This is a genomic window from Streptomyces viridosporus, from assembly GCF_002078235.1.
Taxonomy (GTDB): Bacteria; Actinomycetota; Actinomycetes; order Streptomycetales; family Streptomycetaceae; genus Streptomyces; species Streptomyces viridosporus.
In genome coordinates this window covers 1-26,668 of sequence record NZ_MSGP01000107.1, presented here as the reverse complement: position 1 = coordinate 26,668, position 26,668 = coordinate 1, and the positions used below count along the sequence as shown (strand labels likewise).

The 26,668-nt window shown below is 72.4% G+C and carries 24 protein-coding genes; 15 read left to right on the top strand and 9 right to left on the bottom strand.

The window, feature by feature from the left end; all coding sequences use genetic code 11:
- The first annotated feature begins 38 nt into the window (after positions 1-38).
- The 7 genes from B7L92_RS07770 (at position 39) to B7L92_RS07740 (ending at position 7,714) form a co-directional block, all read left to right on the top strand.
- Positions 39-1,085, top strand: coding sequence for an LLM class flavin-dependent oxidoreductase (locus tag B7L92_RS07770; RefSeq protein ID WP_081236716.1), 1,047 nt, complete (start codon positions 39-41; stop codon positions 1,083-1,085).
- Between the two features lie 60 nt (positions 1,086-1,145).
- Positions 1,146-2,309, top strand: a complete 1,164-nt coding sequence (locus tag B7L92_RS07765) for a thiolase family protein (RefSeq protein ID WP_081236731.1) — start codon at positions 1,146-1,148, stop codon at positions 2,307-2,309.
- Complete coding sequence (locus B7L92_RS07760) at positions 2,309-3,097, top strand: SDR family NAD(P)-dependent oxidoreductase (protein WP_081236715.1); 789 nt, start codon at positions 2,309-2,311, stop codon at positions 3,095-3,097. Before B7L92_RS07765 ends, B7L92_RS07760 begins: the two co-directional genes overlap by 1 nt.
- A gap of 21 nt (positions 3,098-3,118) precedes the next feature.
- Complete coding sequence (locus B7L92_RS07755) at positions 3,119-4,303, top strand: acyl-CoA dehydrogenase family protein (RefSeq protein ID WP_081236714.1); 1,185 nt, start codon at positions 3,119-3,121, stop codon at positions 4,301-4,303.
- A 166-nt stretch (positions 4,304-4,469) separates the two neighbouring features.
- A complete protein-coding gene (locus B7L92_RS07750; protein WP_255310806.1) occupies positions 4,470-6,713 on the top strand; it encodes a thiamine pyrophosphate-binding protein in 2,244 nt (747 codons plus the stop codon).
- 16 nt (positions 6,714-6,729) lie between these two features.
- A complete protein-coding gene (locus B7L92_RS07745) occupies positions 6,730-7,215 on the top strand; it encodes a nuclear transport factor 2 family protein (RefSeq protein WP_081236712.1) in 486 nt (161 codons plus the stop codon).
- Between the two features lie 40 nt (positions 7,216-7,255).
- Complete coding sequence (locus B7L92_RS07740; RefSeq protein WP_081236711.1) at positions 7,256-7,714, top strand: SRPBCC family protein; 459 nt, start codon at positions 7,256-7,258, stop codon at positions 7,712-7,714.
- 107 nt (positions 7,715-7,821) lie between these two features.
- On the opposite strand, the gene B7L92_RS07735 is transcribed toward B7L92_RS07740, so the two are convergent.
- Positions 7,822-8,610, bottom strand: coding sequence for an enoyl-CoA hydratase (locus tag B7L92_RS07735; RefSeq protein WP_081236710.1), 789 nt, complete (start codon positions 8,608-8,610; stop codon positions 7,822-7,824).
- A 113-nt stretch (positions 8,611-8,723) separates the two neighbouring features.
- On the opposite strand from B7L92_RS07735, the gene B7L92_RS07730 reads away from it, so the two are divergent.
- From B7L92_RS07730 to B7L92_RS07710, 5 genes are all read left to right on the top strand, one after another.
- On the top strand, positions 8,724-9,959 hold the full coding sequence (locus tag B7L92_RS07730) for a cytochrome P450 (RefSeq protein ID WP_081236709.1): 1,236 nt from the start codon (positions 8,724-8,726) through the stop codon (positions 9,957-9,959).
- The gene (locus B7L92_RS07725) at positions 9,952-10,878 is read left to right on the top strand and encodes an SDR family NAD(P)-dependent oxidoreductase (RefSeq protein WP_218030432.1); all 927 of its coding nucleotides are present in this window, start codon (positions 9,952-9,954) and stop codon (positions 10,876-10,878) included. Before B7L92_RS07730 ends, B7L92_RS07725 begins: the two co-directional genes overlap by 8 nt.
- A gap of 122 nt (positions 10,879-11,000) precedes the next feature.
- Positions 11,001-11,315 carry a hypothetical protein gene (locus tag B7L92_RS07720; protein ID WP_081236708.1) on the top strand — a complete coding sequence of 105 codons (315 nt, stop codon included), beginning with the start codon at positions 11,001-11,003 and terminating at the stop codon, positions 11,313-11,315.
- Positions 11,312-13,174 carry a 2-oxoacid:acceptor oxidoreductase subunit alpha gene (locus B7L92_RS07715; protein WP_081236707.1) on the top strand — a complete coding sequence of 621 codons (1,863 nt, stop codon included), beginning with the start codon at positions 11,312-11,314 and terminating at the stop codon, positions 13,172-13,174. The genes B7L92_RS07720 and B7L92_RS07715 overlap by 4 nt, the downstream gene beginning before the upstream one ends.
- Positions 13,171-14,268 carry a 2-oxoacid:ferredoxin oxidoreductase subunit beta gene (locus B7L92_RS07710; protein ID WP_081236706.1) on the top strand — a complete coding sequence of 366 codons (1,098 nt, stop codon included), beginning with the start codon at positions 13,171-13,173 and terminating at the stop codon, positions 14,266-14,268. Before B7L92_RS07715 ends, B7L92_RS07710 begins: the two co-directional genes overlap by 4 nt.
- 96 nt (positions 14,269-14,364) lie before the next feature.
- Here B7L92_RS07710 and B7L92_RS07705 read toward each other — a convergent pair whose 3' ends face one another.
- Positions 14,365-15,786, bottom strand: a complete 1,422-nt coding sequence (locus B7L92_RS07705; protein ID WP_107501403.1) for an MFS transporter — start codon at positions 15,784-15,786, stop codon at positions 14,365-14,367.
- 223 nt (positions 15,787-16,009) lie between these two features.
- On the opposite strand from B7L92_RS07705, the gene B7L92_RS07700 reads away from it, so the two are divergent.
- Positions 16,010-17,077, top strand: a complete 1,068-nt coding sequence (locus B7L92_RS07700) for a phosphotransferase family protein (protein WP_255310804.1) — start codon at positions 16,010-16,012, stop codon at positions 17,075-17,077.
- Between the two features lie 164 nt (positions 17,078-17,241).
- Here B7L92_RS07700 and B7L92_RS07695 read toward each other — a convergent pair whose 3' ends face one another.
- The 7 genes from B7L92_RS07695 to B7L92_RS07665 form a co-directional block, all read right to left on the bottom strand.
- Positions 17,242-18,018, bottom strand: a complete 777-nt coding sequence (locus tag B7L92_RS07695) for an SDR family NAD(P)-dependent oxidoreductase (RefSeq protein ID WP_081236704.1) — start codon at positions 18,016-18,018, stop codon at positions 17,242-17,244.
- 67 nt (positions 18,019-18,085) lie between these two features.
- On the bottom strand, positions 18,086-18,853 hold the full coding sequence (locus B7L92_RS07690) for a crotonase/enoyl-CoA hydratase family protein (RefSeq protein WP_255310803.1): 768 nt from the start codon (positions 18,851-18,853) through the stop codon (positions 18,086-18,088).
- Between the two features lie 175 nt (positions 18,854-19,028).
- On the bottom strand, positions 19,029-19,328 hold the full coding sequence (locus B7L92_RS07685; protein WP_170102184.1) for a phosphotransferase: 300 nt from the start codon (positions 19,326-19,328) through the stop codon (positions 19,029-19,031).
- Between the two features lie 79 nt (positions 19,329-19,407).
- Entirely contained in the window at positions 19,408-19,596 is a 189-nt protein-coding gene (locus B7L92_RS07680; RefSeq protein WP_081236701.1) for a ferredoxin, read from the bottom strand.
- Between the two features lie 6 nt (positions 19,597-19,602).
- Positions 19,603-20,817, bottom strand: a complete 1,215-nt coding sequence (locus B7L92_RS07675) for a cytochrome P450 (protein WP_081236700.1) — start codon at positions 20,815-20,817, stop codon at positions 19,603-19,605.
- 26 nt (positions 20,818-20,843) lie between these two features.
- Positions 20,844-21,956 (bottom strand): NDMA-dependent alcohol dehydrogenase, encoded by a 1,113-nt coding sequence (locus tag B7L92_RS07670; RefSeq protein ID WP_081236699.1) that lies wholly within the window; start codon positions 21,954-21,956, stop codon positions 20,844-20,846.
- Between the two features lie 736 nt (positions 21,957-22,692).
- Entirely contained in the window at positions 22,693-23,379 is a 687-nt protein-coding gene (locus B7L92_RS07665; protein ID WP_081236728.1) for a TetR/AcrR family transcriptional regulator, read from the bottom strand.
- Between the two features lie 100 nt (positions 23,380-23,479).
- Here B7L92_RS07665 and B7L92_RS07660 point away from each other — a divergent pair, with 100 nt between their 5' ends.
- Positions 23,480-25,066 carry an acyl-CoA mutase large subunit family protein gene (locus B7L92_RS07660; protein WP_081236698.1) on the top strand — a complete coding sequence of 529 codons (1,587 nt, stop codon included), beginning with the start codon at positions 23,480-23,482 and terminating at the stop codon, positions 25,064-25,066.
- A gap of 27 nt (positions 25,067-25,093) precedes the next feature.
- Entirely contained in the window at positions 25,094-26,668 is a 1,575-nt protein-coding gene (locus B7L92_RS07655) for an acyl-CoA carboxylase subunit beta (RefSeq protein WP_081236697.1), read from the top strand.

Below are 26,668 nucleotides of genomic sequence, written 5' to 3'. Positions count from 1 at the left end.
TTGTGAGTGCCCTGCCGGCCTGACGCGAAAGAGGCTCCATGAAGTTCAACCTGATGTCGCTGGGTGACCTCGTCACCGACCCCGTGACCGGTGAGCGGAGCACCAACGCGCGCCGCTACAAGATGTTCCCGGAGATGGCCGTCCTCGCCGAGTCGGCCGGCTTCAACGGCATCAACATGGGGGAGCACCACGGGATCGAGTACATCTACTCGGCACCGCCCGTCGTCCTCGCCGCCATCGCGGAGCGCACCACCACCCTGCGCCTCGGAACCGCCGTCACCCTGCTCGCCAACCTGGACGGGCTGCGCATCGCCGAGGACTACGCCACGGTCGACGTGCTGTCGGACGGCCGGGTCGACGTCGTGCACGGCCGGGGCAACTTCTTCGCCTCGACCTACACCCTCTTCGGCCAGAGCCTGGACGAGTCCGCCGCCCGCTTCAAGGAGAACGCGGAGCTCGTCGACCAGCTCTGGACCGGTGAACCCCTGCACTGGTCGGGGCGGTTCCGGCCCTCCATCAACGGCGAGTCCCTCCAGCCGGCCCCGATCCAAGCCGCCCGCGACTGCATGTGGATCGGCGGCGGCAGCTCCCTGGAGTCCGTCGAGCTCGCCGCCCGCCTGGGATGGAAGCTGATGCTTCCCAGCGCCTTCGGCGACCCGTCGTTCTTCACCAAGGTCGTGGACCACTACCTCGCCAAGTGGGAGGAGTTCGGCCACGACTGGGAGCCGGAGATCGGCGCCGGATGGCACGTCTGGGTCGGCGCCGACAGCAAGTCGGCCCGCGACCAGTGGGAACCGCGGTACGCCGCCTACCACGCCTGGATGAACGAGCTGCTCGCGCAGATCAACCCCGCCGTCCCGAAGCAGAACCAGCGTCCCTTCAACTTCGACTGGCTCACCACCAAGGGCCCCGCCATCGTCGGCAGCCCCGACGAGGTCGTCGACCGGATCTCCCGGCTGAGCGAGCAGCTCAAGGTCACCACGCATCTCGCCTACATGGACATGGGCGGCATGCCGGAACCGGAGCTGTTCAACGCCATCGAGCTCTTCGGCAGCAAGGTGATCCCGCAGCTCGCGGACGCCTGACCGGCTCCGACGCCCCGGCCCCGACCCGACCGTCCCACTCAGGAGAAACCCATGCCCGTGCTGTCTCCTGCCGTCGTCGTCGACGCGGTGCGCACCCCTTCCGGCCGGGGCAAGCCCGGTGGCGCCCTGTCCGGTGTGCACCCGGCGGACCTGCTGGCCACGACGCTGACGGCCCTGCTCGAACGCACCGGGATCGACCCGGCGCAGGTCGACGACGTGATCGCCGGCTGTGTCGGCCAGGCCGGGGACCAGGCCACCAACGTGGCCCGCACCGCCCTGCTCACCGCCGGCTACCCGGAGTCCGTGCCGGCCACCACCGTCGACCGCCAGTGCGGCTCCGCCCAGCAGGCGCTGCACTTCGCCGCGCAGGGCGTGATGAGCGGTGCCTACGACGTGGTGGTCGCCGGCGGCGTGGAGTCCATGAGCCGGGTGCCGCTCGGATTCCCGGGGCGCGACGGCAAGCCGTTCGCGCCCCTGGCGGGCCGCTACCCCGAAGGACTGGTCGGACAGGGCGTCTCGGCCGAGATCATCGCGGGACGCTGGAAACTGGACCGGCGGGAGCTGGACGAGTTCGCCGCACGGTCCCACGAACTGGCCGCGGCCCGTGCGGCCGCGGGTGACTTCGCCCGGGAGATCGTGCCGGTCGGGGACGTCACCGCGGACGAGACCGTCCGCCCCGGCACCACCGCGGACCAACTGGCGGGCCTGCGCCCGTCGTTCAAGGACGACACGCTCGGGGAACGCTTCCCGGAGATCGGGTGGCACATCACGCCCGGCAACTCCTCGCCCCTGACCGACGGGGCCTCCGCGGCCCTGGTGACCAGCGAGGAGAAGGCCGCCGAACTGGGCCTCGCACCGCGGGCCCGGCTCACCGGCTTCGCGGTGACCGGCAGCGACCCGCTGCTGATGCTCACCGGCGTCGTCCCCGCCACCCGGCGCCTACTGGACCGCACCGGCCTGACGGTCGACGACATCGACGTCTTCGAGGTCAACGAGGCGTTCGCCCCCGTGCCCCTGGTCTGGGCCCGCGAACTCGGCGTCGACCTCGCGAAGGTCAACCCGCGGGGCGGGGCCATCGCCCTCGGCCACCCGATGGGCGCCTCCGGCACCCGCATCCTCGCCACCCTGATCGGCCACCTGGAGGCCACCGGCGGACGCCGCGGTGTGATCACCATGTGCGAAGGCGGGGGCATGGCCAACGCGACCCTGGTCGAGCTGGTCTGATGGCGGCCCGGGACGAGACGCCCAGGACCGGCGTCGAGCAGTTCTCCCTGACCGGGAAGATCGCGCTCGTCACCGGCGCGAGCTCCGGGCTCGGGGCGGGTTTCACCCGCGCGCTGGCCGCCGCGGGAGCGGACGTGGTCCTCGCCGCCCGCCGGGTGGACCGTCTCAGCGACGTCGCCCGGGAGGTCGAGAAGCACGGGGTGCGGGCGCTGCCGGTGCGCTGCGACGTGGTGTCCCCGGACGACTGCACGGCGGTCGTCGACCGTGCCGTCGCCGAACTCGGCGCCGTCGACGTGCTCGTGAACAACGCCGGCGTCGGCACGGCCGTCCCGGCCCTGCGCGAGACACCGGAGGAGTTCCGCCGCGTCGTCGACGTCAACCTCATGGGCGCCTACTGGATGGCCCAGTCCTGCGCCCGGGTCATGCGTCCCGGGTCCAGCATCATCAATGTCGCGAGCGCGCTCGCGCTGGTCAAGCCCTTCGCCCCGCAGGCGGCCTACGTCTCCAGCAAGGCCGGCCTGGTCGGCCTCACCCGCGACCTCGCCCAGCAGTGGTCGGGTCGCAAGGGCATCCGGGTCAACGCGATCGCCCCCGGCTACTTCGCCACGGACCTGACCGACCCGATCCCGCGTCCGGCGCTCGACGACTTCCTGGAGCACAACACCACGCTGAAGCGGCTGGGCGAGCCGCACGAGCTCGACGGCGTCGTGGTGTTCCTCGCGAGCGACGCGTCGACGTACGTCACCGGCATCACGCTGCCCGTCGACGGCGGTATGTCCGGCCACTAGCGGCCACTAGGAGCGCTGTTCATGAGTACTTCCCTGCAGGACCGCATGTGGGACTTCATGCGCGAGGAGGTGTTCCCGGCCGAACCGGTCTGGGCGGCCCACCTGCGCGAGCACGGCGAGCACAGCTACCCGCCCGTGATGGAGGAGCTGAAGGCCTCCGCCCGTGAGCGGGGGCTGTGGAACCTCTTCCTGCCCTCGGTCTCCGGCCTGTCGAACGCCGAGTACGCCCCCGTCGCCGAGATCACCGGCTGGTCCCCGGTCATCGCGCCCGAGGCGATCAACTGCCAGGCACCCGACACCGGCAACATGGAGACGCTCGCCCTCTTCGGCACGGACGAGCAGAAGAGGAGGTGGCTCGAACCCCTCCTCGCCGGAGAGATCCGCTCGGCCTTCGCGATGACCGAGCCCGACGTGGCCTCCTCCGACGCCACCAACATCTCCACCACGATCCGGCGGGACGGCGACTCCTACGTCATCGCCGGACGCAAGTGGTGGATCACCGGCTCCGCGGACGAGCGCTGCAAGGTCTTCATCGTGATGGGCAAGACCGACCCGGACGCCCCCACCCACCGGCAGCAGTCCATGGTGCTGGTGGAGCGGGACACGCCCGGACTCACCATCGAGCGGCACCTGCCGATCTTCGGCTACCAGGACCAGCACGGCCACTCCGAACTGGTCTTCGACGAAGTGCGGGTGCCGGCCGAGAACCTCCTCGCCGCCGAGGGCGACGGATTCACCATCGCCCAGGCCCGGCTCGGCCCCGGCCGCGTCCACCACGCCATGCGCGCGCTCGGGATGGCCGAACGGGCCCTCGCCCTGATGGTCCGCCGCGCCGGGGAACGGGTGGCGTTCGGCGGGCGGCTGGCCGACAACCCGGTCGTCCAGGAACTCATCGCCGACTCCCGGATGGACATCGACCAGGCCCGTCTGCTGGTGCAGCACACGGCCGGGCTCATCGACCGGCACGGGGCGAAGGCGGCCCGCGGGGAGATCTCCCAGATCAAGGTGGTCGCCCCGGCCGTCGCCACCCGGGTGATCGACCGGGCGATCGAGGTGTTCGGGGGCGCCGGCGTGAGTGACGACCTGCCGCTCGCCTACTTCTACGCCTGGGCACGGGTGCTGCGGATCGTCGACGGACCCGACGCCGTGCACCGGCGCACCGTCGCCCGGCAGGAACTGCGCCGGGAGCGACCGTACGCGGGCTGAGCCGACGAGTGACCGGGAGAGACCGATGACCCACAGCACCACCCACCCCCCGCGCCCGCCGGAAGCCTTCTCCGGCACGGTGGCCCGGACGGACGGGGACCGGACGGCGGACGAGACGGCGGTCCTGGAATCGATCGAGCGCCGCGTCCGGTGGCTCGCGACGGCGATGATCGACCACGCCAACCGCGGGCGCCCCAACCGCTCCGGGCTCAAGGTCGGCGGCCACCAGGCCTCCAGCGCCTCGATGGCCGGCATCATGACGGCCCTCTGGTTCGGCCGCCTGAGGGCCGAGGACCGGGTGTCGGTCAAGCCGCACGCCTCGCCGGTCCTGCACGCCGTCAACTACCTGCTGGGGTGGCTCGACCGGTCCTACCTCACCCGGCTGCGGGAGTACCGCGGACTGCAGAGCTATCCGAGCCGCACCAAGGACCCCGACCCGGTCGACTACTCGACCGGCTCGGTCGGCATCGGGGCGACCGCGCCGATCTGGGGCGCGGTCGCGGGCAGGTACGTCGACGACCGCACCGGCACCCGGCGCGGCGGACGGCAGTACTCGCTCGTCGGTGACGCCGAACTGGACGAGGGCGCGGTCTGGGAGGCCGTCCTCGACCCCGCCACGGCCGGCCTCGGCGAGGTCGTCTGGATCGTGGACCTCAACCGGCAGTCCCTGGACCGCGTGGTGCCCGACATCGCCGCCGGCCGGCTGGAGCAGATGTTCGACGCGGCCGGGTGGCAGGTCCTCACCGTCAAGTACGGACGCCGACTGCGGGCCCTCTTCGGCCGGCCGGGCGGCGACGCCCTGGAACGCCGGATCGACGAGATGCCCAACCCGGAGTACCAGCGGCTGCTGCGCTGCGACGCCGGCGAACTGCGCCGCCGCCTGCCCGGCATCGGACCCGACGCCGCCGTGGTCGCCGCCCTCGTCGCGGACGTCGACGACACCACACTGGTCGAGGCGGTCGCCGACCTCGGCGGCCACGACCTGCCCGCACTCCTCGACGCCTTCGACCGGATCGACGACACGCGCCCCACCGTGATCTTCGCCTACACCGTCAAGGGCTACGGGCTGGCCAGCGCGGGACACCCGCAGAACCACGCCAACCTGTTGAGCCCCGAGCAGCTGCACGACCTCGCCGTGCGCACCGGGGCCGACCCGGCCGACCCGTGGGCCGCGTTCCCCGCGGACAGCGCCGAGGGCCGGCACTGCGCCGCGGTCGCGGCCCGGCTGACCCGCACGCCGGTGGAGCCGGCCCCGCCGCCGGCCGTTCCGGCGGACCTGGGGCGGACCCCGAACGGGCGTGCGTCCACCCAGCAGGCGCTCGGGCGCACCCTGCTCGACCTGACCCGGTCCGCGCCGGAGGTGGCGGCCCGGGTGGTCACGGTGGCCCCCGACGTCGCCTCCAGCACCAACCTCGGCGGATGGCTCAACAAGGCCGGCCCCTGGTCCAGCACGGCCAAGCAGGACTGGTTCGCCGACGACGCCGAGACCCTGCTGCGCTGGGCCGAACGGCCCACCGGCCAGCACATCGAACTCGGCATCGCCGAGGTCAACCTGGTCGGCCTGCTGGGCGAACTCGGCGCCACCTGGAGCCGGTGGGGACACCCGCTCTTCCCGATCGGCGTGGTCTACGACCCCTTCGTCGGACGGGCCCTGGAGCCCTGGTCCTTCGGGATGTACGCCGGAGGACAGTCCATCCTGGTCGGCACCCCCTCGGGCGTCACCCTGGGACCCGAGGGCGGCGCCCACCAGTCGATCACCACGCCCTCGATCGGCCTGGAGCAGCCCGGATGCGTCGCCTTCGAGCCGGCCTTCGCCCTGGAGGCCGAGTGGTGCCTGCTGGACGGCCTGTCCCGGCTGGGCCGCGAGGGCGGCAGCTCGACGTACCTGCGGCTGTCCACGCGCCCCGTCGACCAGGCGCTGGCGCGGATACCGCAGGAGGCCGCCGCCCGGGAGCGGCGCCGCCGCCAGGTGCTGGCCGGCGGTTACCGGCTGCGCACCGCGCCCGGCGCCCGGGTCGCGATCGTCGCCATGGGGGCGATGGTGACGGAGGCGGTCACGGCGGCCGACCGCCTCACGGCCGGCGGCCACCCCGTGGACGTGGTGGTGGCCACCAGCCCGGACCGGCTGATGCGGGCCCAGCGGGCCCGCGACGGACTGGAACCGGGGGACAGCTGGATCCTCGACCAGCTGTTCCCGCAACGCCGTCCGCAGGCCCTGGTGACCGTCCTCGACGGCCATCCGCACACCCTGGCCTTCCTGGCCGCCCACACCGCGGGGCTCGGCATCCGCACGCTCGGGGTGACGAGGTTCGGCGAGTCCGGCGACCTGCCGGACCTGTACGCGGCACACGGCATCGACGCCGATCACATCGTCCGCGCGGCCCTCGACCTGATCGACCGGCCCGATTGACGGGAGGAACACGCGCATGACGAGCCATCGGGTTCCGCCTCTGGAAAGGCTCCTGGCCGTCGAGGAGTGCAGACGGCTGATGGTCGAGTACGGCCGCCGGCTCGACCACGGACGCGGCGCGTCGGCCGCCGACCTCTTCACCGAGGACGGCGCCTGGCGCTCCCCGACGATCGACGCCGTCGGGCGGGAGGAGCTGCGTGCCTTCTTCGCCCGGCGGGACGCCCTGACGGCGCGGACGACCCGCCACGTCGTCACCAACATCGCCGTCGACGTGCTGGACGCCGACCACGCCCGCGGTGTGTCCGTCGCCGTCGAACTCCGGGACGACCGGGGCCCCGACGGCCTCGCGGTCGACACCCGTCCGGCCATCGCCGGGGACTACGAGGACGAGTTCGTACGCGTCGACGGCCGGTGGCTGTTCCGCGAGCGCCGCGTCGTCGTGGCGTTCAAGCGCGAGACGGAGACGTTCATGCGGCCCCTCCCGGCCGCGGGACAGCAGTGACGCCCCCGTCCGCCCCGACACGGTCCCTACCGGAGGAACCATGAGCCGTGCCTACGTCAGCGACGTCCTGCCCGCGCCGGTCGAGACCGTCTGGGCGGTGCTGGGCCGCTTCGAGGACATCGCGGACTTCGTCGGAAAACTGTCGGAGGGCGGCCTTGAGGGCGAAGGGGGACCGGCCGTCGGCTCCGTACGCCGTCTCGTGCTCCGCGACGGGGGTCGGGTGGTCCGCGAACGGCTCGTGGCGATGGACGCCGACGACCGGTCGTACTCCTACGACTTCCCGCCCGGGGAGAATCCGTTCCCGGTGCGCAGCTACCGGGCGACCGTCCGGGTCCGCCCGGTGACGCGCACGAACGGGACGTTCGTCGAGTGGTACGGCGACTTCGACTGCGACGCCGGCGTCGAGGCCGAGATGCACGAGGCCTTCACGAGCCGGTACGCGGAGTTCCTGGGGAACCTCCGCGACCACCTCGGCCTGCCGCCGGCGGTCCGGGAGTAGCGCCTCACCGGTGTCACCGGGCCGGGGGAGAGCGGCACCGTGCGTGCCGCCGTCCGGAGGGGCGGCCCGGTCCGCCGTACGGCACGGGCCGGCCCTCCGGCCGGCCCTCAGTTCTGGGCCCGCCCCCGCTCGATGACCGCGTCGGCCCGGGCGGCGACGTTCTCCGGACGGAACACGCGCTCCGCCCAGGCCAGGGAGCGGGAGCTCTCGCGCCGCACCGCCTCCGCGAGCGTGGAGGCGGCGTTGTCGCGGTAGAGCGCCAGGTACTCGGCGGCGATCTCCGGGTCGAGCTCGGCGATCTGCCGTGCCGTCTCCCGGGCGGTGGCGAGCAGGTCCTCGGCCTCCACCACCCGGTTGACCAGCCCCCAGGTGAGCGCCTCCCCGGCGCCGATCAGACGTCCCGTGAGGCTCATCTCCCGGGCCCGGCGCACGCCGACGGCCTGGGGCAGCAGGTAGGACAGGCCCCAGCCGGGCAGCACGCCGACCCGGGCGTGGGTGTCGCCGAAGCGGGCCGCCGGTGAGGCGATGACGAAGTCGCAGTGCAGCACGATCTCCAGACCGCCGGTGACCGCCGGACCGTTCACCGCGGCGACGACCGGCTTGGCCGGACGGTGCCAGGGGGCGTTGTCGCCGGCCGAGGGGCCCGCCGAGCGCATGTTGTCCCCGGTCTCGCCCAGTTCGCGCAGGTCGAGCCCGGCGCAGAAGGCCCGCCCCGCCCCGGTCAGCACCACCGCGCGCACCCGCGCGTCGTCGGTGAGCCGGGCCATGGTGGCGCTCAGCTCCCCGATCAGCCGGGAGGACAGCGCGTTGCGCCGCAGCGGGCGGTTGAGCGTGACCGTGGCGACCGCCCCGTCGTGCTCGACCAGGACACAGTCGGAGGGGTTCGTGGAGGACACACCAGGCTCCTAACGGTGATGGGTTTCGCAGCCCCCAGAGTGACAGGCGTCACCCGGTCACACCAGAGCCAATCGCTGTTAGATTAGCGCGGTCCGATCACCGAGGAGGATCCGTGACCGACGACCGCAGGCAGCGACACCTCGTGGACCTCGACAACCGCAGGCCGGAACTGGCCGGTGAACTGTTCGAGACGCTCGCGGACATGCAGGCGCGGTGTCCCGTGGCCTGGAGCGAGGCGTCCGGCGGCTTCTGGGCCCTGCTCAAGCACGCCGACATCGTGACCGCCTCGGCGGACTGGGAGACGTTCACCGTCACCGAGGGCATCATGATCCCGCCGACCGGCAAGTCCATGCCGGTGATCCCGGCGGAACTGGACCCTCCGCGCCACGGCGCCTTCCGCAAACTGGTCCTTCCGCACTTCACCCCCAAGGCGCTCGGCCCCTGGGAGGCCGGTGTCCGCCGCATCGTCGCGGACGGGTTCGCCCCGCTCGCGGAGCGGGGACGCGCCGATCTGGTCACCGAGTTCGCCCGCCCCGTGCCCGTCCTGGTGATCTGCCGGATCCTCGGCATCCGGGCGGACTGGGAGCGCATTCACTCCCTCGGCGAGGAGTTCATGGAGGCGTTCGCCGACACCGACCACCCCGAACGGGGCAGGGCCGCCGCCCAGCGGCTGGAGGCGTTCCTGGCGGAGGAGATCGCCGCCCGGCGCGGCCGGCCCGCCGAGGACCTGCTCGGGCAACTGGTCAACGCCGAGATCGAGGGCGAGACCGTCTCGGACGTCGAGGCGCTCGGCCTGGTGCAGCTCCTGGTCGTCGCCGGCCACGGCACCACGGTCGACGGCATCGGGACGATGATCTACCGCCTCATCACCGAACCGGGCGTCCGCGACCGGCTGCTCGCCGACCGCTCCCTGGTGCCGAAGATGATCGAGGAGTGCCTGCGGCTGCACCCGCCGGTGTGGAACATGGCCCGCACCGTACGGCGCGGGACCACCCTGCGCGACGCCGAACTGTGCCCCGGCGAGAAGGTGATGCTGGCCTTCGGCGCGGCGAACCGCGACCCCGACAAGTTCGACGACCCCTTCGCCTTCGACCTCGACCGCCCCGGCCTGACCCAGCACCTCGCCTTCGGCAGCGGTCGGCACCGGTGCCTCGGGGAGGGCCTGGCCCGGCTGGAGCTGCGGACGGTCCTGGAGCACCTCCTGGACGAGTTCCCGGCCCTCGAACTCGACGGCCCCGTGGTCTGGGGCGGCCACACCAACTCCCACGGGCTGCGCAGCCTTCCGGTGCGCTTCGCGGAGGGCGCCGGGCCCGCGGCCGTACGGACGCGGGAGGACGGCGTTGTCTGAGACGGGGAAGCGGCTGACGGGTTTCGGTTTCGGGACCACCACCGACGAGGTCGTCGACGGCGTCGACCTCACCGGCCGCACGGCGATCGTCACCGGCGCCACCTCGGGCCTCGGCACCGAGACCGCGCGCGCCCTCGCCGTGACGGGGGCCCGGGTCGTCCTCGCCGCCCGCCGCACCGGCGCCGCGGCCCGGATCGCCGCGGAACTGACGGAGCGCACCGGCAACCGGCGGATCGAGGCCCGCGAACTGGACCTCGCCGACCCGCGCTCGGTGCGCCGGTTCACCGACGGGTGGACCGGGCCGGTGCACGTGCTCGTGAACAACGCCGGGATCATGGCGCTGCCCGAACTGGAGCGCACGCCGTACGGCTGGGAGCAGCAGCTCGCCACCAACTTCCTCGGTCACTTCGCACTGGTGCGGGGCCTGGAACGGCCGCTGGCCGAGGCGTCGGGCGCCCGCGTGGTGTGCCTCAGCTCCGCCGCGCACCTGCGCTCGCCGGTCGTCTTCGACGACCTGCACTTCCGCTTCCGCCCCTACGACCCGTGGCTGGCGTACGCGCAGTCGAAGACCGCCGACGTGCTGCTCGCCGTCGGGGTCACGCGCCGCTGGGGCGACCGGGGCGTGCGAGCCAACGCCGCCCACCCCGGCATCGTCCACACCGAGTTGCAGCGGCACATCCGGTGGGACACGGAGGGGTTGCCCATGAAGTCCGTCGAGCAGGGCGCCGCGACGTCGGTCCTGCTCGCCACCGCACCCGAACTCGCGCACGCGGGAGGCGGTTACTACCAGGACTGCGGGCCGGCCGCCGTCGTCGCGGAACGCCGTTCGGACCACTCGGGGGGCGTGGCCCCGTACGCGCTGGACCCGGCCGCGGCCGAGAGGCTCTGGGAGACCGCGACGGCCGCGCTGGCCCTCTGAACCCCGTTGTCCGCCACGGATCACCAGTCCCCCGGAGACAGGTGATCCGACTCCACAGTAATCTAACAACGTTTGATACGGTGGGGCGCCAGCACGCCCACCCCTCGAGAAGAGGAGCCGCCATGCAGGTGCGCGTCACCGCCGAGAGGATCGACATCCTCGACCCCGCCCTGCTGACCGCGCTGTCGGTCGTCACCGAACTCGATGCCCGGAGCGCGGCACGGGCGCTGGCGGCCGACGGCCTGGCCCGCGCCACCGACGAACAGGACCCGGCACACGTGTGGCTCGACGTCGCCGAACTCCGGCGCCGCGCCCATCCGTCCGGCGACGACGGGTGGCGCACCCGCTACGACGAGATGATCGGGTACGCCGCCGGCAAGGGCTGGGCCGACGACACCCGCTCAGTGGTCCGAGCCCACCTGGAGGCACCCCGATGAGCGCACGAGTGACCGAACTGGACCGGGTGGTGATCCGGTTCGCCGGCGACTCCGGCGACGGCATGCAGCTGGTGGGGGACCGGTTCACCCAGGAAGCGGCCGTCTTCGGCAACGACCTGTCCACCCTGCCGAACTTCCCGGCCGAGATCCGGGCGCCCCAGGGCACCATCCCGGGCGTCAGCAGCTTCCAGCTGCACTTCGCCGACCACGACATCCTCACTCCCGGCGACCGGCCCGACGTCCTGGTGGCGATGAACCCGGCCGCGCTGCGCGCCAACATCGGGGACCTCCGGCCGGGCGCGACGGTCGTCGTCGACACCCACGACTTCACCGCACGCAACCTCGCCAAGGCCGGCTACGAAGCCAGCCCGCTGGACGACGACTCGCTGGCGGACTTCGCCGTCCACGCCCTCGACCTGACCGGGATGACCGTGGAGGCGGTCAAGTCCTTCGGGCTCTCCCGCAAGGACGCGGCCCGCGCCAAGAACATGTTCGCGCTGGGCCTGCTGTCCTGGCTGTACGGCCGCGAGGTCGACGGCACGGTCGCCTACCTCGGCGGCAAGTTCGCGAAGAAGCCCGCGATCCGCGACGCCAACGTCACGGCGCTGCGCGCGGGCTGGAACTTCGGCGAGACCACCGAGACCTTCGCCGTCTCCTACCGGGTCAAGCCCGCCGCCGTGGCCCCCGGCCGCTACCGCAACATCACCGGCAACACCGCCCTGTCCTACGGCCTCCTGGCCGCAGGACGCCTCTCGGGACTCCCGGTGTTCCTCGGCGCCTACCCGATCACGCCTGCCTCCGACATCCTCCACGAACTGAGCAGGCACAAGAACTTCGGCGTCACCGCCTTCCAGGCCGAGGACGAGATCGCCGCCATCGGCGCGGCCCTGGGCGCCTCCTACGCCGGCCACCTCGGCGTCACCACGACGTCCGGACCGGGCGTGGCGCTCAAGGCCGAGACCATCGGCCTCGCGGTGATGCTCGAAGTGCCGCTGGTCATCGTCGACGTGCAGCGCGGCGGACCCTCCACCGGACTGCCGACCAAGACCGAGCAGGCGGACCTGCTCCAGGCGATGTACGGGCGCAACGGCGAGGCGCCGCTGCCGGTCGTCGCGCCCCGGTCCCCGGCGGACTGCTTCGACGCCGCCGTCGAGGCGGCCCGGATCGCCGTCACCCACCGCACCCCCGTGATGCTGCTCTCCGACGGTTACCTCGCGAACGGCTCCGAACCCTGGCGGCTCCCGGACGTGGCCGCGCTGCCCCGCATCGAGCCGGGCTTCGCGACCCCGCCGGACGGCGGCGGCAGCTTCCTGCCCTACGCGCGCGACCCGGAGACCCTGGCCCGGCCCTGGGCGCCGCCCGGAGTCGCCGGACTGGAGCACCGCATCGGCGGCATCGAGAAGAAGGACGGCACCGGGGACATCTCCTACGACCCCGACAACCACGACCACATGGTCCGCACCCGGCAGGCCAAGGTCGACGCGGTCGCCCGGTCGATCCCCGCCCTCGACGTGGACGACCCGGACGGCCGGGCGCGCGTCCTGGTCATCGGCTGGGGCTCGACGTACGGCCCCATCGGAGCCGCCGTGCGCCGGCTGCGCCGGCGCGGCCTCGACATCGCCCAGGCGCACCTGCGCCACCTCAACCCGTTCCCGGCGGAACTGGGCGACGTCCTGGCCGCCTACGAGCGCGTGGTGTGCCCGGAGATGAACCTGGGCCAGCTCGCCACCCTGCTGCGCGACCGCTACCTCGTCGACGTGCGCAGACTCACCACCGTGCGCGGCATGCCGTTCGGCGCCGAGCAGCTCGAACAGGAGCTCCTCACCCACATCGACGAGATCTCGCAGGAGGCCTCATGACGGTCACCGACCTCCCCGTCCCCACCGTCGGGGACGAGCACGGCGGCACCGCCCTCGTCCCGTCCGCCGACGCCCCCCAGACCGGCAAAGAATTCACCAGCGACCAGGAGGTCCGCTGGTGCCCCGGCTGCGGCGACTACGCGGTGCTCAAGGCGGTCCAGAGCTTCCTGCCCACGCTGGGCCTGCGCCGCGAGAACATCGTCTTCGTCTCCGGCATCGGCTGCTCCTCGCGGTTCCCGTACTACCTCGACACCTACGGGATGCACTCCATCCACGGCCGTGCCCCCGCCATCGCCACCGGCATCGCCACCGCCCGTGAGGACCTCTCGGTGTGGGTCGTCACCGGCGACGGCGACGCCCTGTCCATCGGCGGCAACCACCTGATCCACGCCCTGCGCCGCAACGTCAACATGACGATCCTGCTGTTCAACAACCGGATCTACGGGCTCACCAAGGGCCAGTACTCGCCCACCAGCGAGACCGGGAAGGTCACCAAGTCCACGCCCGCGGGCTCGGTCGACCACCCCTTCAACCCGGTCTCCCTCGCCCTGGGCGCCGAGGGCACCTTCGTGGCCCGCACCGTCGATTCCGACCGGGGGCACCTCACCTCGGTGCTGTCGGCCGCGGTCGCGCACCGCGGCACGTCGCTCGTGGAGATCTACCAGAACTGCCCGATCTTCAACGACGGTGCCTACGACGCCCTGAAGGGCCGCGACTCGGCCGCGGACGCGATCATCCCGCTCGTCCACGGCGAACCCGTCCGCTTCGGCGCGCCCGCGGAGGACGGGCGGGGAGGGCTCGGCGTCTTCCGCCGGCCCACCGGCGAGGTACACGTCGACCGCGTCACACCCGGGAACGCGGGGCGGGTCGTGGTCCACGACGCGCACGCCGAGGACCCGACCGTCGCGTTCGCGCTGTCGCGGCTGACGGCCACGGGCGAGATGACCCGTGCCCCGATCGGCGTCTTCCGCCAGGTCCGGCGCCCGACGTACGACGACCTGGCCCGCGCCCAGGTGGCCGCCGACCGCGAGCGCAGGGGTGACGGCGACCTCCAGGCCCTCGTCGACGGAGCCGACACCTGGGAGGTGCGCTGACCCGTCACCCGGCCGGCCGAGTGCCTCGGTGACGCCGCAACGGGCACAGGCCCCCGCCGATTCGCCCTCGGCGGGGGCCTGTGCCCGCGGACCGTATCAGGAAGCGCGGCCGGACGGGACCGCGTCCGGCCCGGTGGACGCCGTGTCGCGCGGTGACCCCTCGACCAGCCGCCCCCGGGGGCCGGGGACGAACAGGGCCGCGACGCCGCCGAGCCCGAGCGCCACGCCCAGCGCCGTGAAGCCGAGGGTGTAGGCCCACTCCGGCGGATGGCCCGTCGCCGAGACCCGGTTCGTCACGACGGCTCCCATGACCGCCGCCCCGAGCGAACCGCCGATCGTGCGGATGTTGGCGTTCATCCCGCTGGCCACGCCGGTCTGTTCGGGTGGCACGGCGCCGACCACGACACCGGCGACGGTGGCGAAGACGAGCCCGAGGCCGACCCCGAGGACGGTCATCGCGACACAGGTCTGCCAGGGGGCGGCGTGGAAGCCGGCCAGCCCGAGGTACGCCAGGGAACCCAGGGCCGAACCGGAGACGATCACCGTCCGGGACCCGAAGCGCCGGACGAGCGGGGCGGTCGCGAAGCCCACGGCGAACATGGCCAGGGCGGAGGGGAGCAGGAGGCGCCCCGACTCCGAGATGGTGCTCCCGAAGCCGTAGCCCGCCTCGGGTGGCGTCTGCATGAGCTGGGGCAGGAACGAGAACCCCGCGAACATCCCGAACCCGAGCAGGGCCGACACGCAGTTGGCCGACCACACGCCGCGCCGGCGCATCATCGCCATGTCGATCATCGGCACCGGAACGCGCGTCTCGGTCCGGATCCAGCCGGCCCCCGCCAGCACCGCGAGCGCCAGCAGGGCGAGGATGCCGGGCGAGCCCCAGCCCCGGACGTTGCCCTCGCTCAGGGCGACCAGGAGCGCCACGAGTGACACCGACAGCAGGAGGGCCGGGAGGAGGGGCAGGCCGCGGGAGTCGCGCACCGGGGAGTCGGGGATCACGAAGAGGGCCGCCACCGCGGCGACCGCCGTCGTGATCGTCGGCAGCCAGAACAGCCAGGGGTAGCCGAGCACGTCGACGACGGGCCCGGCCGCGACGATGCCCGCGCCGTAGCCGAGCGCGCCGATGGCGGCGAGCACGCCCACCGCCCGGGAGACCCGCGCCTCGCCGTAGAGGTCGCGGACGATCCCGAAGGCCAGGGGCATGACTCCGCCTCCGGCACCCTGGATCACCCGGGCCGCGATGAGCCAGCCGACGGACGGCGCGAGCGCGGCGAGCGCGGAGCCGAGGGTCAGTGCGGCCAGGGTCACGACCAGCATGCGTCGCTTGCCCACCATGTCGCCCACGCGTCCGAGCACCGGGGTGAGGATCGAGGCGGAGAGCAGGTAGGCCGTGAGGACCCAGACGACCGTCCGCTGGTCGGTGCGGAAGGTGTGCTCGATGTGGGGGAGCACGGGGACGAGGAGCGACTGCAGCGACGAGAACGCCACGGCCGAGAGGATGAGGACCAGGAACGACATGCGTCGGCTTCCGCGTCCGGTGTCCGCCACGTACTGGCCTCCCCGCCTGGGCTGTTCGACCGGACGGTCCGGTCCGCCCCATGCTACGCTAAACCAAACACCAATAGATATAGTCCGTCGTGCGTGGAAGGGTGCCTCGCGGCACACTCACGTCCGCCCCGTCCCGGCCGCCGGACGTTCCGGGGCGGCCCGCGGCCGGCCGCGACCGTCAGGAGGAGCATCCGTGAAGACCGAGCCACCTGCACAGGCAAGTCGGGCGACGACCGACCTGAGCCGCGCCGAACTGGACGCCGTCGCCCGCCGCATGGCGGAGGCGGACGTACCCCCCGCCGGCCCCCTCGAAGCGGCCCTGATCACCGGCGGGCGGTCCAACCTGACCTATGTGCTGAGCGACGGGACGGCACGCTGGGTCCTGCGCATGCCGCCCCGCGCGGGCCGTACGCCCTCCGCGCACGACGTGGCACGGGAGTTCCGGGTGACGTCCGGTCTGCGGGACAGCGGTGTCCCCGTCGCGCGGCCGGTCGTCCTGTGCGAGGACGAGTCGCTGCTCGGCGGCGCCTTCACGGTCGTGGAGCACGTGGACGGCCGCAGCGTGCAGTCGCGCGACGACCTGGCCGCCCTCGACGACACCCAACTGGACCATGTCGTCGCCTCGTTGACCAGCACCCTGGCGGCCCTGCACCGCGTGGACCACGTGGCCGCCGGACTCGGACGCTTCGGCCGGCCCGACGCGTACGCGCAGCGGCAACTGCACCGCTGGCGGGGGCAGTGGCAACTGGTCGCCCCCGAGGACGAGGAGGTCCGCGCCGCGGCGGCCGAGCTCGAGCGGCGACTGGTGGCCGCGGTCCCGGAACAGCGTTCCACCGGGATCGTGCACGGCGACTTCCGCATCGACAACACCATCCTGGACCACGGTCGCCTGCCCGGGGTGGCGGCCGTCGTGGACTGGGAGCTGTCCACGATCGGCGACCCCGTGGCGGACGTGGCCATGATGTGCGCCTACCGGGACGAGGCCCTCGACCTCATCCTCGGCGCACCGAGCGCCTGGACGAGCGACCGGCTGCCCGACGCTCCCGCGCTGGCGGAGGCCTACGAGGCGGCGGGCGGAGTGCCGCTGGACCACTGGGACTTCCACCTGGCCCTGGCCTACTACAAGATCGGCACGATCGCGGCCGGCATCGAGCACCGGCACCGGGCCGGCGTCGGAACGGGCCCGGGTTTCGCCACCGCCGGACGCGCGGTGCCCCGGCTGATGGCCGCAGGCCTCGCGGTGGGGTCACTGCGGGCGTAGCACGCACCGGGCGCTGCCGGGCGGGCTCCCTCAAGGAGCCCGCCCGGCAGCGCCCGTCACTGTGTCCACCGTCCACCGGTGATCGCCCGCTCCCGGGCCCCACCGGCCCGGTCACCGCGAGCGGCATGCTCGCGGGGTGAGCCGGTGGGTCCGGGCCGGGGCGGTCACCGAGGAGGCATCCTGATACCGCCGTCCACTCGGACCGTCTCGGCGTTGAGGTAGTCGTTCCTGAGGAACTCCAGGACCACGGAAGCGAGTTCCTCGGGAAGTCCCAGCCGCTTCGGGAACAGCACGTGCGAGCCCAGCTGCGCCTTGAACTCCTCGGCCTCCCGGCCCTCGCCGTAGATGGGCGTGTCGATCAGACCGGGGGCCACGGTGTTCAGGCGGATGCCCGAGGCCGACAGGTCGCGCGCCACCGGCAGGGTCATGCCGACCACGCCTCCCTTCGAGGCGGAATAGGCCGCCTGGCCGATCTGCCCGTCGAAGGCCGCGACGCTGGCCATGTTGACGATCGCCCCGCGCTGCCCGTTCGCGTCCGGCTCGTTGGTGCTCATGGCGGTGGCCGCCTGGCGCACGACGTCGAACGTGCCGATCAGGTTGATCGCGATGATCCGGGAGAACGCCGCCAGGTCGTGCGCCGAGCCGAGGGTACCGTCACGGCCGATGGTCCGCTGGGCGCCGCCGATGCCGGCGGAGTTGACCACGGCCCGCAGGGGCGCCGTCCGGGTCGCCTCCGCGACCGCCTCACCGATCTGGTCCGTCTCGGTCACGTCCACCCGGACGAACACGCCGCCAATCTCCGCGGCGAGCTCGCGGCCCTTCTCCTCCTGCATGTCCGCGACGACCACATGGGCTCCTTCCGCCGCGAGGCGGCGTGCGACCGCGGCGCCGATTCCGGACGCCGCTCCCGTGACCAGAGCGCCCGCTCCGCTGATGTCCATGCTTCTCTCTCCTCCTGCAGATCGATGGGACGGATGTCGGGCCGAAGACCCGTACGGCCGCCGGACGTCACCGGCCGCGCCAGACCGGGGGACGCTTCTCCGCGAAGGCGCGTGCCCCCTCGGCGGCGTCCTCGGAGGCGAAGACCTCGTCGATGAACGGCTGCTGGCGCTTCCAGCCCTCCTGCGCCCCCCAGTCCGGCGCGGCGCTCGCGATCTGCTTGGTCCTCAGGACCGCCAGCGGGCCGTTCTCGGCGATCCGCCGTGCCAGGTCCAGTGCGCCCTCCCGCGCCCCGCCGGCCCGCGTCACACGGTTGACCAGGCCGATCTTCGCGGCTCGGGGCGCTTCGATCGGCTCACCGGTGAGCAGCATCTCCAGCGCCAGTGCCTGCGGCACCCGGGTGGGCAGCCGCAGTGCGGCGCCGGCGGCCGGGACGAGACCGCGCTTCACCTCGGGAACACCGAACCGCGCCGTCTCGCCCGCGACCACCATGTCGCAGGCCAGCACCAGTTCGAGCCCTCCCGCCAGCGCCCAGCCCTCCACGGCGGCCACCATCGGCTTGCGGGGCGGCGTCATGGTGATGCCGCACAGTCCCCGCCCCTCCAGACTGGGTGACTCACCGCGGAGGAACGCCTTGAGGTCCATGCCGGCGGAGAAGTTCCCGCCGGCCCCGGTCAGTACACCGGCTCTCAACTCCTCGGACGCGTCGAGTTCGTCGGCTGCCGCCGCGATGCCCTCGGCCACGTTCCGGTTCAGTGCGTTCCTGGCGTCCGGCCGGTTGATCGTGATCACCAGCACGGCGCCGGCCCGTTCGGTCAGGACTTCCTTCGCGCTCACATCTCTCCCTTCGGGCTCCGCGGCAAGCGGAGGCGACGACCACACGGCACGCCGACGTCTGCGGCCCACATCGGAGAGGGCGGGAAGGCGTGGCCCTCCCCACATTACCAAGCGTTGATTGGTTAAGTCATCGCCCTTCTTCCGGACGTTCCGGGAGAAGGGCGTGCGGTGCGCCTCACGTCCTGCCGTGACCGGCACCGGGAGCGTCGCGCAGGAGCGCGACCGGGTCGTGGTCCTCCACCGCCGACCCGCCGGTGAGCAGGTGGGAGACGTCGTACGCCCACGACCCGCGCAGTACGCACCGCCAGTCGGCGAAGCCCGTCCGGCCGTCCTCGGTGACGTAGGTGTCGCCGATGTGCGGGTCGCCGTGCAGCAGGGCGACGGGGCCGCGCCCGAGCAGCCGCAGCCCCGCCGTCATCGGTTCCGGGTCGGCGACGGTGTCGGTCTCCTTCGCGGGCCGAGGGGCGTGATGCACGGACAGCTGTGGAGCGGGAGCCGGGGCGGGGGTGCCCGGCATGCGGGGTCCCGGCCCGAACCGGGTCGGGCCGGGACGGTCAGACAACCTCGAGCGCGGCCTCCGGGCAGCTCGTCACGGCCTCGCGGACGTCGGCGGCGTGGTCGTCGCCGACGTCCGCGAGCAGCACGACGACCTTGCCGTCGTCGTCCACGTCGAAGACGTCCGGGGCGAGCAGCGCGCACCGGCCGTGACCCTGGCACCGGGCGGTGTCGGCATGGACCTTCACGGCCGCTCACCCCACCCGGTCGAACTCGACGTCGACGGCGTGGAGCGCGTTGCTCTGGCCCGGCACCCAGGTGATGTCGGCGGTCGGGGCGAGCCGGATGTTCCTGACCCTCTTCAGCAGCTCCTCGAAGGCGATCTCGATCTGCATCCGGGCCATGTTGGAGCCGACGCAGCGGTGGACCCCCATGCCGAAGGCCGCGTGGCCGCTGCGCGCCTCGTCGAAGACGAGCCGGTCGGCGTCGCGGAACTTGGCGGTGTCCCGGTTGGCGGAGTCGAACCGGACCTGCACCCGCTCGCCCTTCCTGATCAGCACCCCGTTGAGCTCGACGTCCCGGGTCGCCACGCGGGCCATCGCGGCGACCGGGGAGTCCAGACGGAGGAACTCGTCCATGTCCCGGCGCACCCAGGCGGGGTCCCGCAGCCGGTCCTCGAGCCCGGGGTGCTGGGTGAGCCGGTAGGTGATGTTGCCGATCGCGGCACGGGTGGTGTCCAGGCCGCCGAGGATCAGGATGCCCAGGCAGCCGACCTGTTCCTCATGGGACAGGGGCCGGTCGCCGAAGCGGCCGTTGACGAGGCGGGCCAGCACACCGTCGCCGGTGATCCCGCGCTTCTTGGCGCGCTCCAGGTACTCGGTGCACATGACGAACAGCTGCCCGAACAGCTCCGGTGTGGCTCCCTCGGCCACGGCGAGCGCGAGCTCCTGGGCCGCCTTGAGCTCCTCGTCGGTGAGGTCGTTGAAGATCACCTTCGTGAGCATCCGGCCGACGTAGGGGCCGGCGTACTCGTTGAGGATCTCGGCGGAGCCGCGGTCGACGAACGCGTCGATCAGGTCCCGGGCGGTCCGGTGCATCGCCTCCTCGTACGGCGCGAGCGCCTTGCGGGAGAACAGCGGGTTGAGCAGCTGCCGGGCGGCGGTCTGGACGGGCGGGTCGTCGTCGATGGGGCAGAGCGAGGGCACCCCGGTCGGGACCAGGGGCGACTCGGTCGAGGAGAACGTCTCCCAGTCCTCCATGACCCGCCGGACGTCCTCGTACCGGCTGACGATGTGGAAACCGCCGTTCCCGTCGGTGTGCGCCACCGGGCACCGGTCCCGGGCGTAGGCGAACAGCTCCCACTTCACCTGCTGGTCCTCCCAGCTGAAGATGTCGAAGTGGCTGAGCCGTTCGGCGAGTCGCTGTTCGTGGTCGAGCTGCTGGCTGTCGTCCTGGTGCGTCGTTGTCACGGAGCCTCCTCGGCGGCGGGACCGGGTCAGAACTGGTTGACGATCACGCCGCGGATGTTCTTGCCTGCGAGCATGTCGGCGTAGCCCTCGTTGATCTGGTCGAGGGAGTAGGTGCGGGTGACCAACTCGTCGAGCTGGAGCTTTCCTGCTCGGTACAGCTCGGCGAGGCGGGGGATGTCGGCGCGCGGGTTGCAGCCGCCGTACACGGTGCCGAGCAGGGACTTCTCGAACAGCGCGAACATCTGCAGGCCCAGGGTCGGCTTGTCGTCGACGTTGCGGGCCATGCCGGTGAGGACCGCGCGACCGCCCTTGGAGACCAGGTCGAGGAACGGCTGGACCATCCCTCCCTCGACCACGCCGATCGTGCACACCCCGACGTCGGCCATGACGCCCCGGGTGATGTCCCGCACGAGGCCCATCGCCTCCTCCATGGAGGCCGCGGTGTGCGTGGCGCCGAGGACCTTCGCCCGGTCGGTCTTGAAGGCCACCGGGTCGACGGCCACGATGTTCCGCGCGCCGCACATCCGGGCGCCCTGGATCGCGTTGGCGCCGATGCCGCCGATCCCCACCACCACGACGGTCTCGCCGGGCCGGACCTTGCCGATGTTGACCGACGAGCCCCAGCCGGTCGGCACACCGCAGCCGAGCAGGCAGGCCACCTCGAAGGGGATGTCCGGGTCGATCTTCACGACCGACGTCTCGTGCACGACCGTGCGCTCGCTGAACGTGCCGACGAGGGAGAGCGTGCCGACGTCCCTGCCCCGGGCGTGCGCGCGGTACCCGCCGCTGATCATCGAGCCTTCCATCAGGAACTGGCCGTAGTCGCACAGGTTGGACCGCCCGGTGGCGCACCACCGGCACCTTCCGCAGGCGGGGAGGAACGAGAAGACCACGTGGTCGCCCACCGCCAGGTGCTCGATGCCGGGACCGACCTGCTCGACGACGCCCGCGCCCTCGTGTCCACCGATGGTGGGAAGGGCGGCGTACCCGTCGCCGAGACGGACATGGTCGTCGGAGTGGCACATGCCGGCGGCCTCGATCCGTACGAGAACCTCGTGCTGCCGTGGTGGATCGAGCTCGATCTCCTCAACGCTCCACGGTTGGCCCGTTTCCCAGAGGATGGCTGCCTTCGACTTCACCGTGTGACCTCCCTCACGCCGACAGTGGCGGTAATCACACAGCGTTTGATTCGGGGTGTCAAGAGTCTTTCCGGAAAAGGTCGTGCCCGCCGGGGCTTGCGCTCGCAAGCCCTCCGGCCGATGTCCAGGGAAGCTGCGGAATCGCAAACCACGCACCCCGTCACGGCGCACGGACGCCCGGTCGGCGCCTGGGCGTCCATGCTCCTCGCCCGTGACGCGGCCCCGGAACAAAGGTCCGTGATGGTCGGGCCGTTCTTGATGCGGCGTCAGTACGCTGCCGCCCGATGCCCCGCAGAGCCCCGGATCGAGGGACGGGTGCTGTGTGCCGTTCGGCTTGCGGGCTCGGCGGTTTCACCGCCGCAAACCATTCCGTCCGCACTCGGCGATCTGTTTCCGCCTGGCACGGCGGGAGGCGACGTGGCCTCGGCGGGCCCGGTCGGCAGCGGGCCGGCCCCGGGTGCCCGCCCCGCTGCGGACCCGCTTCGGGCGGTCCGGCACCGGCGCGGTGATGTCCGGACCGGCCGCGGACCGGCTCAGGCCGCCACCGCGCCGCCTGTCCGCGCGGCGGCGACCGGCGGAACCCGGCCGGAGCCGCCCGTTGCGGCGCCCCGCACGGCCGTCCGGTGCGATGCCCGCCGGTGACGGTGCTCGGCGGTGCCCCGAGGGCCGTGGCGCGCCGGAACGGCGCACCCGGGGGCGGCGGTCCCGTGGACCCCGGGATCCACGGGAGGGTCGCTCACTGCCCGGTCTGCCCCTCGACGAGGCGCCGCAGCGAGGGGAGCAGGAGGTCGAGGTCCTGTCCGGTCCGGAAGGCGACGACGGTGGTGCCGCCGTCACCGGTCTCCGAGGGGGACCGGGGTCCGGGAAACAGGGAGAGCACCTCGCGCATCGCTTCATCGACCTCCGCGACGGGGTCGGGGGACTCGCCCCGGAGCCACCGGCGCAGCACGTGGTTGTGGGCCGCGACGACGGCCGCGGCCATGAGCTCGGCCCTGAGCGAAGCCGACTCGGTGGAGTCCCCCATCCAGTTCGCGATGAACTCGCGGAACAGGCGCTGGTAGCGGGCCACGCTGGCGATCTCGCGGTCGCGGAGCGCGGCGACCTTGCTGGTGAGCCGGTACCGCCGGCGGGCGAGGTCGCCTTCGGCGAGGTAGTGCAGCAGCACCAGGCGGACCGCGTCGGAGACGGCGGCCAGGGCGGTCGCGTGGCTGGAGGTGGCCAGGCGGTCCTGGATCTGCTCGAGCATCCGGTCGTGGTCGGGGAAGATGACGTCTTCCTTGGACCGGTAGTGCCGGAAGAAGGTGGTGCGGCCCACGCCGGCCCGTTCGGCGATGTCGTCGACCGTGGTCTGCTCGTATCCGCGCTCGTCGAACAGGGCGAAGGCGGCGTCCGCGAGCCGGGTTCGCGCGGCTGGCTTGCTCATGATCACCCATCCTCCCTCGTCTCGGTCCCCGGGGGCCACTTGCCCACCGGAATGGTACTGAGTACCGTTCATAAGAGATTGGGTACCAGAGGAGATCGATGTGGATTCCTTCGCACGCAGTGAGTCCGGTCTGCCGATCCAGCCGGTCTACGACGGCCGGACACTGACGGACTTCGACGCGGACACCGCGCTGGGCGCCCCGGGGCAGTTCCCGTTCACCCGCGGCGTGTATCCGTCGATGTACACCGGGCGGCCCTGGACGATGCGGCAGTACGCCGGGTTCGGCACCGCGAAGGAGTCCAACGAGCGCTACCACGAGCTGGTCGGCGCCGGCACCGGGGGCCTGAGCGTGGCCTTCGACCTGCCGACACAGATGGGCTACGACTCCGACGAGCCCCTGGCCCGGGGCGAGGTCGGCAAGGTCGGTGTGGCGATCGACTCGATCCAGGACATGCGCACGCTGTTCCAGGGCCTGCCGCTCGACAAGGTGTCGACGTCGATGACGATCAACGCCCCGGCCTCGACGCTGCTCCTGCTGTACCAGCTGGTCGCGGCCGAGCAGGGCGTCCCGGGCAGCCTGCTGACCGGGACGATCCAGAACGACGTGCTCAAGGAGTACATCGCCCGCGGCACCTACATCTTCCCGCCGAAGCAGTCCCTGCGGCTGATCAGCGACATCTTCGCCTACTGCCACCGGGAGCTGCCGCGCTGGAACACGATCTCCATCTCCGGCTACCACATGGCCGAGGCCGGAGCCACGCCCGCGCAGGAGATCGCCTTCACCCTCGCCAACGCCAAGGAGTACGTGCGCACCGCGGTCGCCGCCGGTCTGGACGTCGACGACTTCGCCCCGCGCCTGTCGTTCTTCTTCGTCGCCCGCACCACGCTGCTGGAGGAGATCGCGAAGTTCCGTGCCGCCCGCCGCATCTGGGCACGCGTCATGCGTGAGGAATTCGGCGCCCGGAACCCGAAGTCGCAGATGCTGCGCTTCCACACCCAGACCGCCGGTGTGCAACTGACCGCGCAGCAGCCGGAAGTCAACCTCGTCCGGGTCGCCCTGCAGGGCCTGGGCGCGGTCCTGGGCGGGACGCAGTCCCTGCACACCAACTCCTACGACGAGGCCATCGCCCTGCCCACCCAGAAGGCGGCGCGCCTGGCCCTGCGCACCCAGCAGGTCATCGCCTACGAGACCGACGTGACCAAGACCGTCGACCCCTTCGCCGGCTCCTACTTCATGGAGTCGATGACCGACGACCTGGAAGCGGCGGCCCTGGAGCTGATCCGGGCCGTGGAGGACCGCGGCGGCGCCGTCGCGGCGATCGAGGAGGGCTTCCAGAAGTCCGAGATCGAACGCTCCGCCTACCGGATCGCGCAGGAGATCGACCACAAGGGACGCACCGTGGTCGGAGTCAACGCGCACGTCCTCGACGAGGAGGAACCGTACGAACCGCTGCGCGTCGACCCGCAGATCGAACTCGACCAGTGCGAGCGCCTCGCCGCCCTGCGCGAGGAACGCGACAAGGACGCCGTCGAACGCGCCCTCGACGCCCTGCGCACCGCCGCCCGGGGCACCGACAACGTCCTGCCCCCGATGCGCGAGGCCCTGCGGCTGCGCGCCACCGTCGGCGAGGTCTCCCATGCCCTGCGCGACGTCTGGGGCGTGTACGTCCCCCACGACACCTTCTGAACCGATGAGCCTCGGGGTGAGCAACCAGTGAACGACATCGACATCCATACGACCGCGGGGAAGCTCGCGGATCTTCGGCGCCGCATCGAGGAGGCGACGCACGCCGGGTCCGCGCGGGCGGTGGCCAAGCAGCACGCCAAGGGCAAGCTGACCGCCCGGGAGCGGATCGCCCTGCTGCTGGACGAGGACTCCTTCGTGGAGCTGGACGAGTTCGCCCGGCACCGCTCCACGAGTTTCGGGCTGGAGGCCGACCGGCCCTACGGCGACGGGGTGGTGACCGGGTACGGCACGGTGGACGGCCGGCCGGTGGCGGTGTTCTCGCAGGACTTCACGGTCTTCGGCGGGGCGCTGGGCGAGGTGTACGGGCAGAAGATCGTCAAGGTGATGGACTTCGCGCTGAAGACCGGCTGCCCGGTGATCGGCATCAACGACTCCGGCGGCGCGCGGATCCAGGAGGGGGTGGCCGCGCTGGGCGCCTACGGGGAGATCTTCCGCCGCAACACCCACGCCTCCGGGGTGGTCCCGCAGATCAGCCTGGTGGTGGGGCCGTGCGCGGGCGGCGCGGTGTACTCGCCGGCGATCACCGACTTCACGGTCATGGTGGACCGGACCTCGCACATGTTCATCACCGGCCCGGACGTGATCAAGACGGTGACCGGCGAGGAGGTGGGCTTCGAGGAGCTGGGCGGGGCCCGCACCCACAACACCGCCTCCGGGGTGGCCCACCACCTGGCCGGCGACGAGAAGGACGCGGTCGAGTACGTCCGGCAGCTGCTGTCCTACCTGCCGTCCAACAACCTCGCCGAGCCGCCGGCGTTCCCGCAGGAGGCGGACCTGGCGGTCGGCGAGGCGGACCGGGAGCTGGACGCGCTGGTGCCGGACAGCGCGAACCGGCCCTACGACATGCGCGCGGTGCTGGAGCGGGTGCTGGACGACGGCGAGTTCCTGGAGACGCAGCCGCTGTTCGCGCCGAACATCCTCACCGGCTTCGGCCGCGTCGAGGGCCGCCCGGTGGGCGTGGTGGCCAACCAGCCGCTGCAGTTCGCCGGCTGCCTGGACATCGCCGCCTCGGAGAAGGCGGCCCGGTTCGTGCGCACCTGCGACGCCTTCAACGTGCCCGTGCTCACCTTCGTGGACGTGCCCGGCTTCCTGCCCGGGGTGGGCCAGGAGCACGACGGCATCATCCGCCGCGGCGCCAAGCTGATCTACGCCTACGCCGAGGCGACCGTGCCGCTGATCACGGTGATCACCCGCAAGGCCTTCGGCGGCGCCTACGACGTGATGGGCTCCAAGCACCTGGGCGCCGACCTGAACCTGGCCTGGCCCACCGCGCAGATCGCGGTGATGGGCGCGCAGGGCGCGGTCAACATCCTGCACCGGCGCGCCATCGCCGCCGCCGACGATCCGGAGGCCACCCGCGCCCGGCTGATCCGGGAGTACGAGGAGGCCCTGCTCAACCCCTACACGGCCGCCGAGCGCGGCTACGTCGACGCGGTCGTCCTGCCCTCCGAGACCCGCCGCCACCTGGTGCGCGGGCTGCGCCAGCTGCGCACCAAGCGGGCCGCGCTGCCGCCGAAGAAGCACGGCAACATCCCCCTGTGA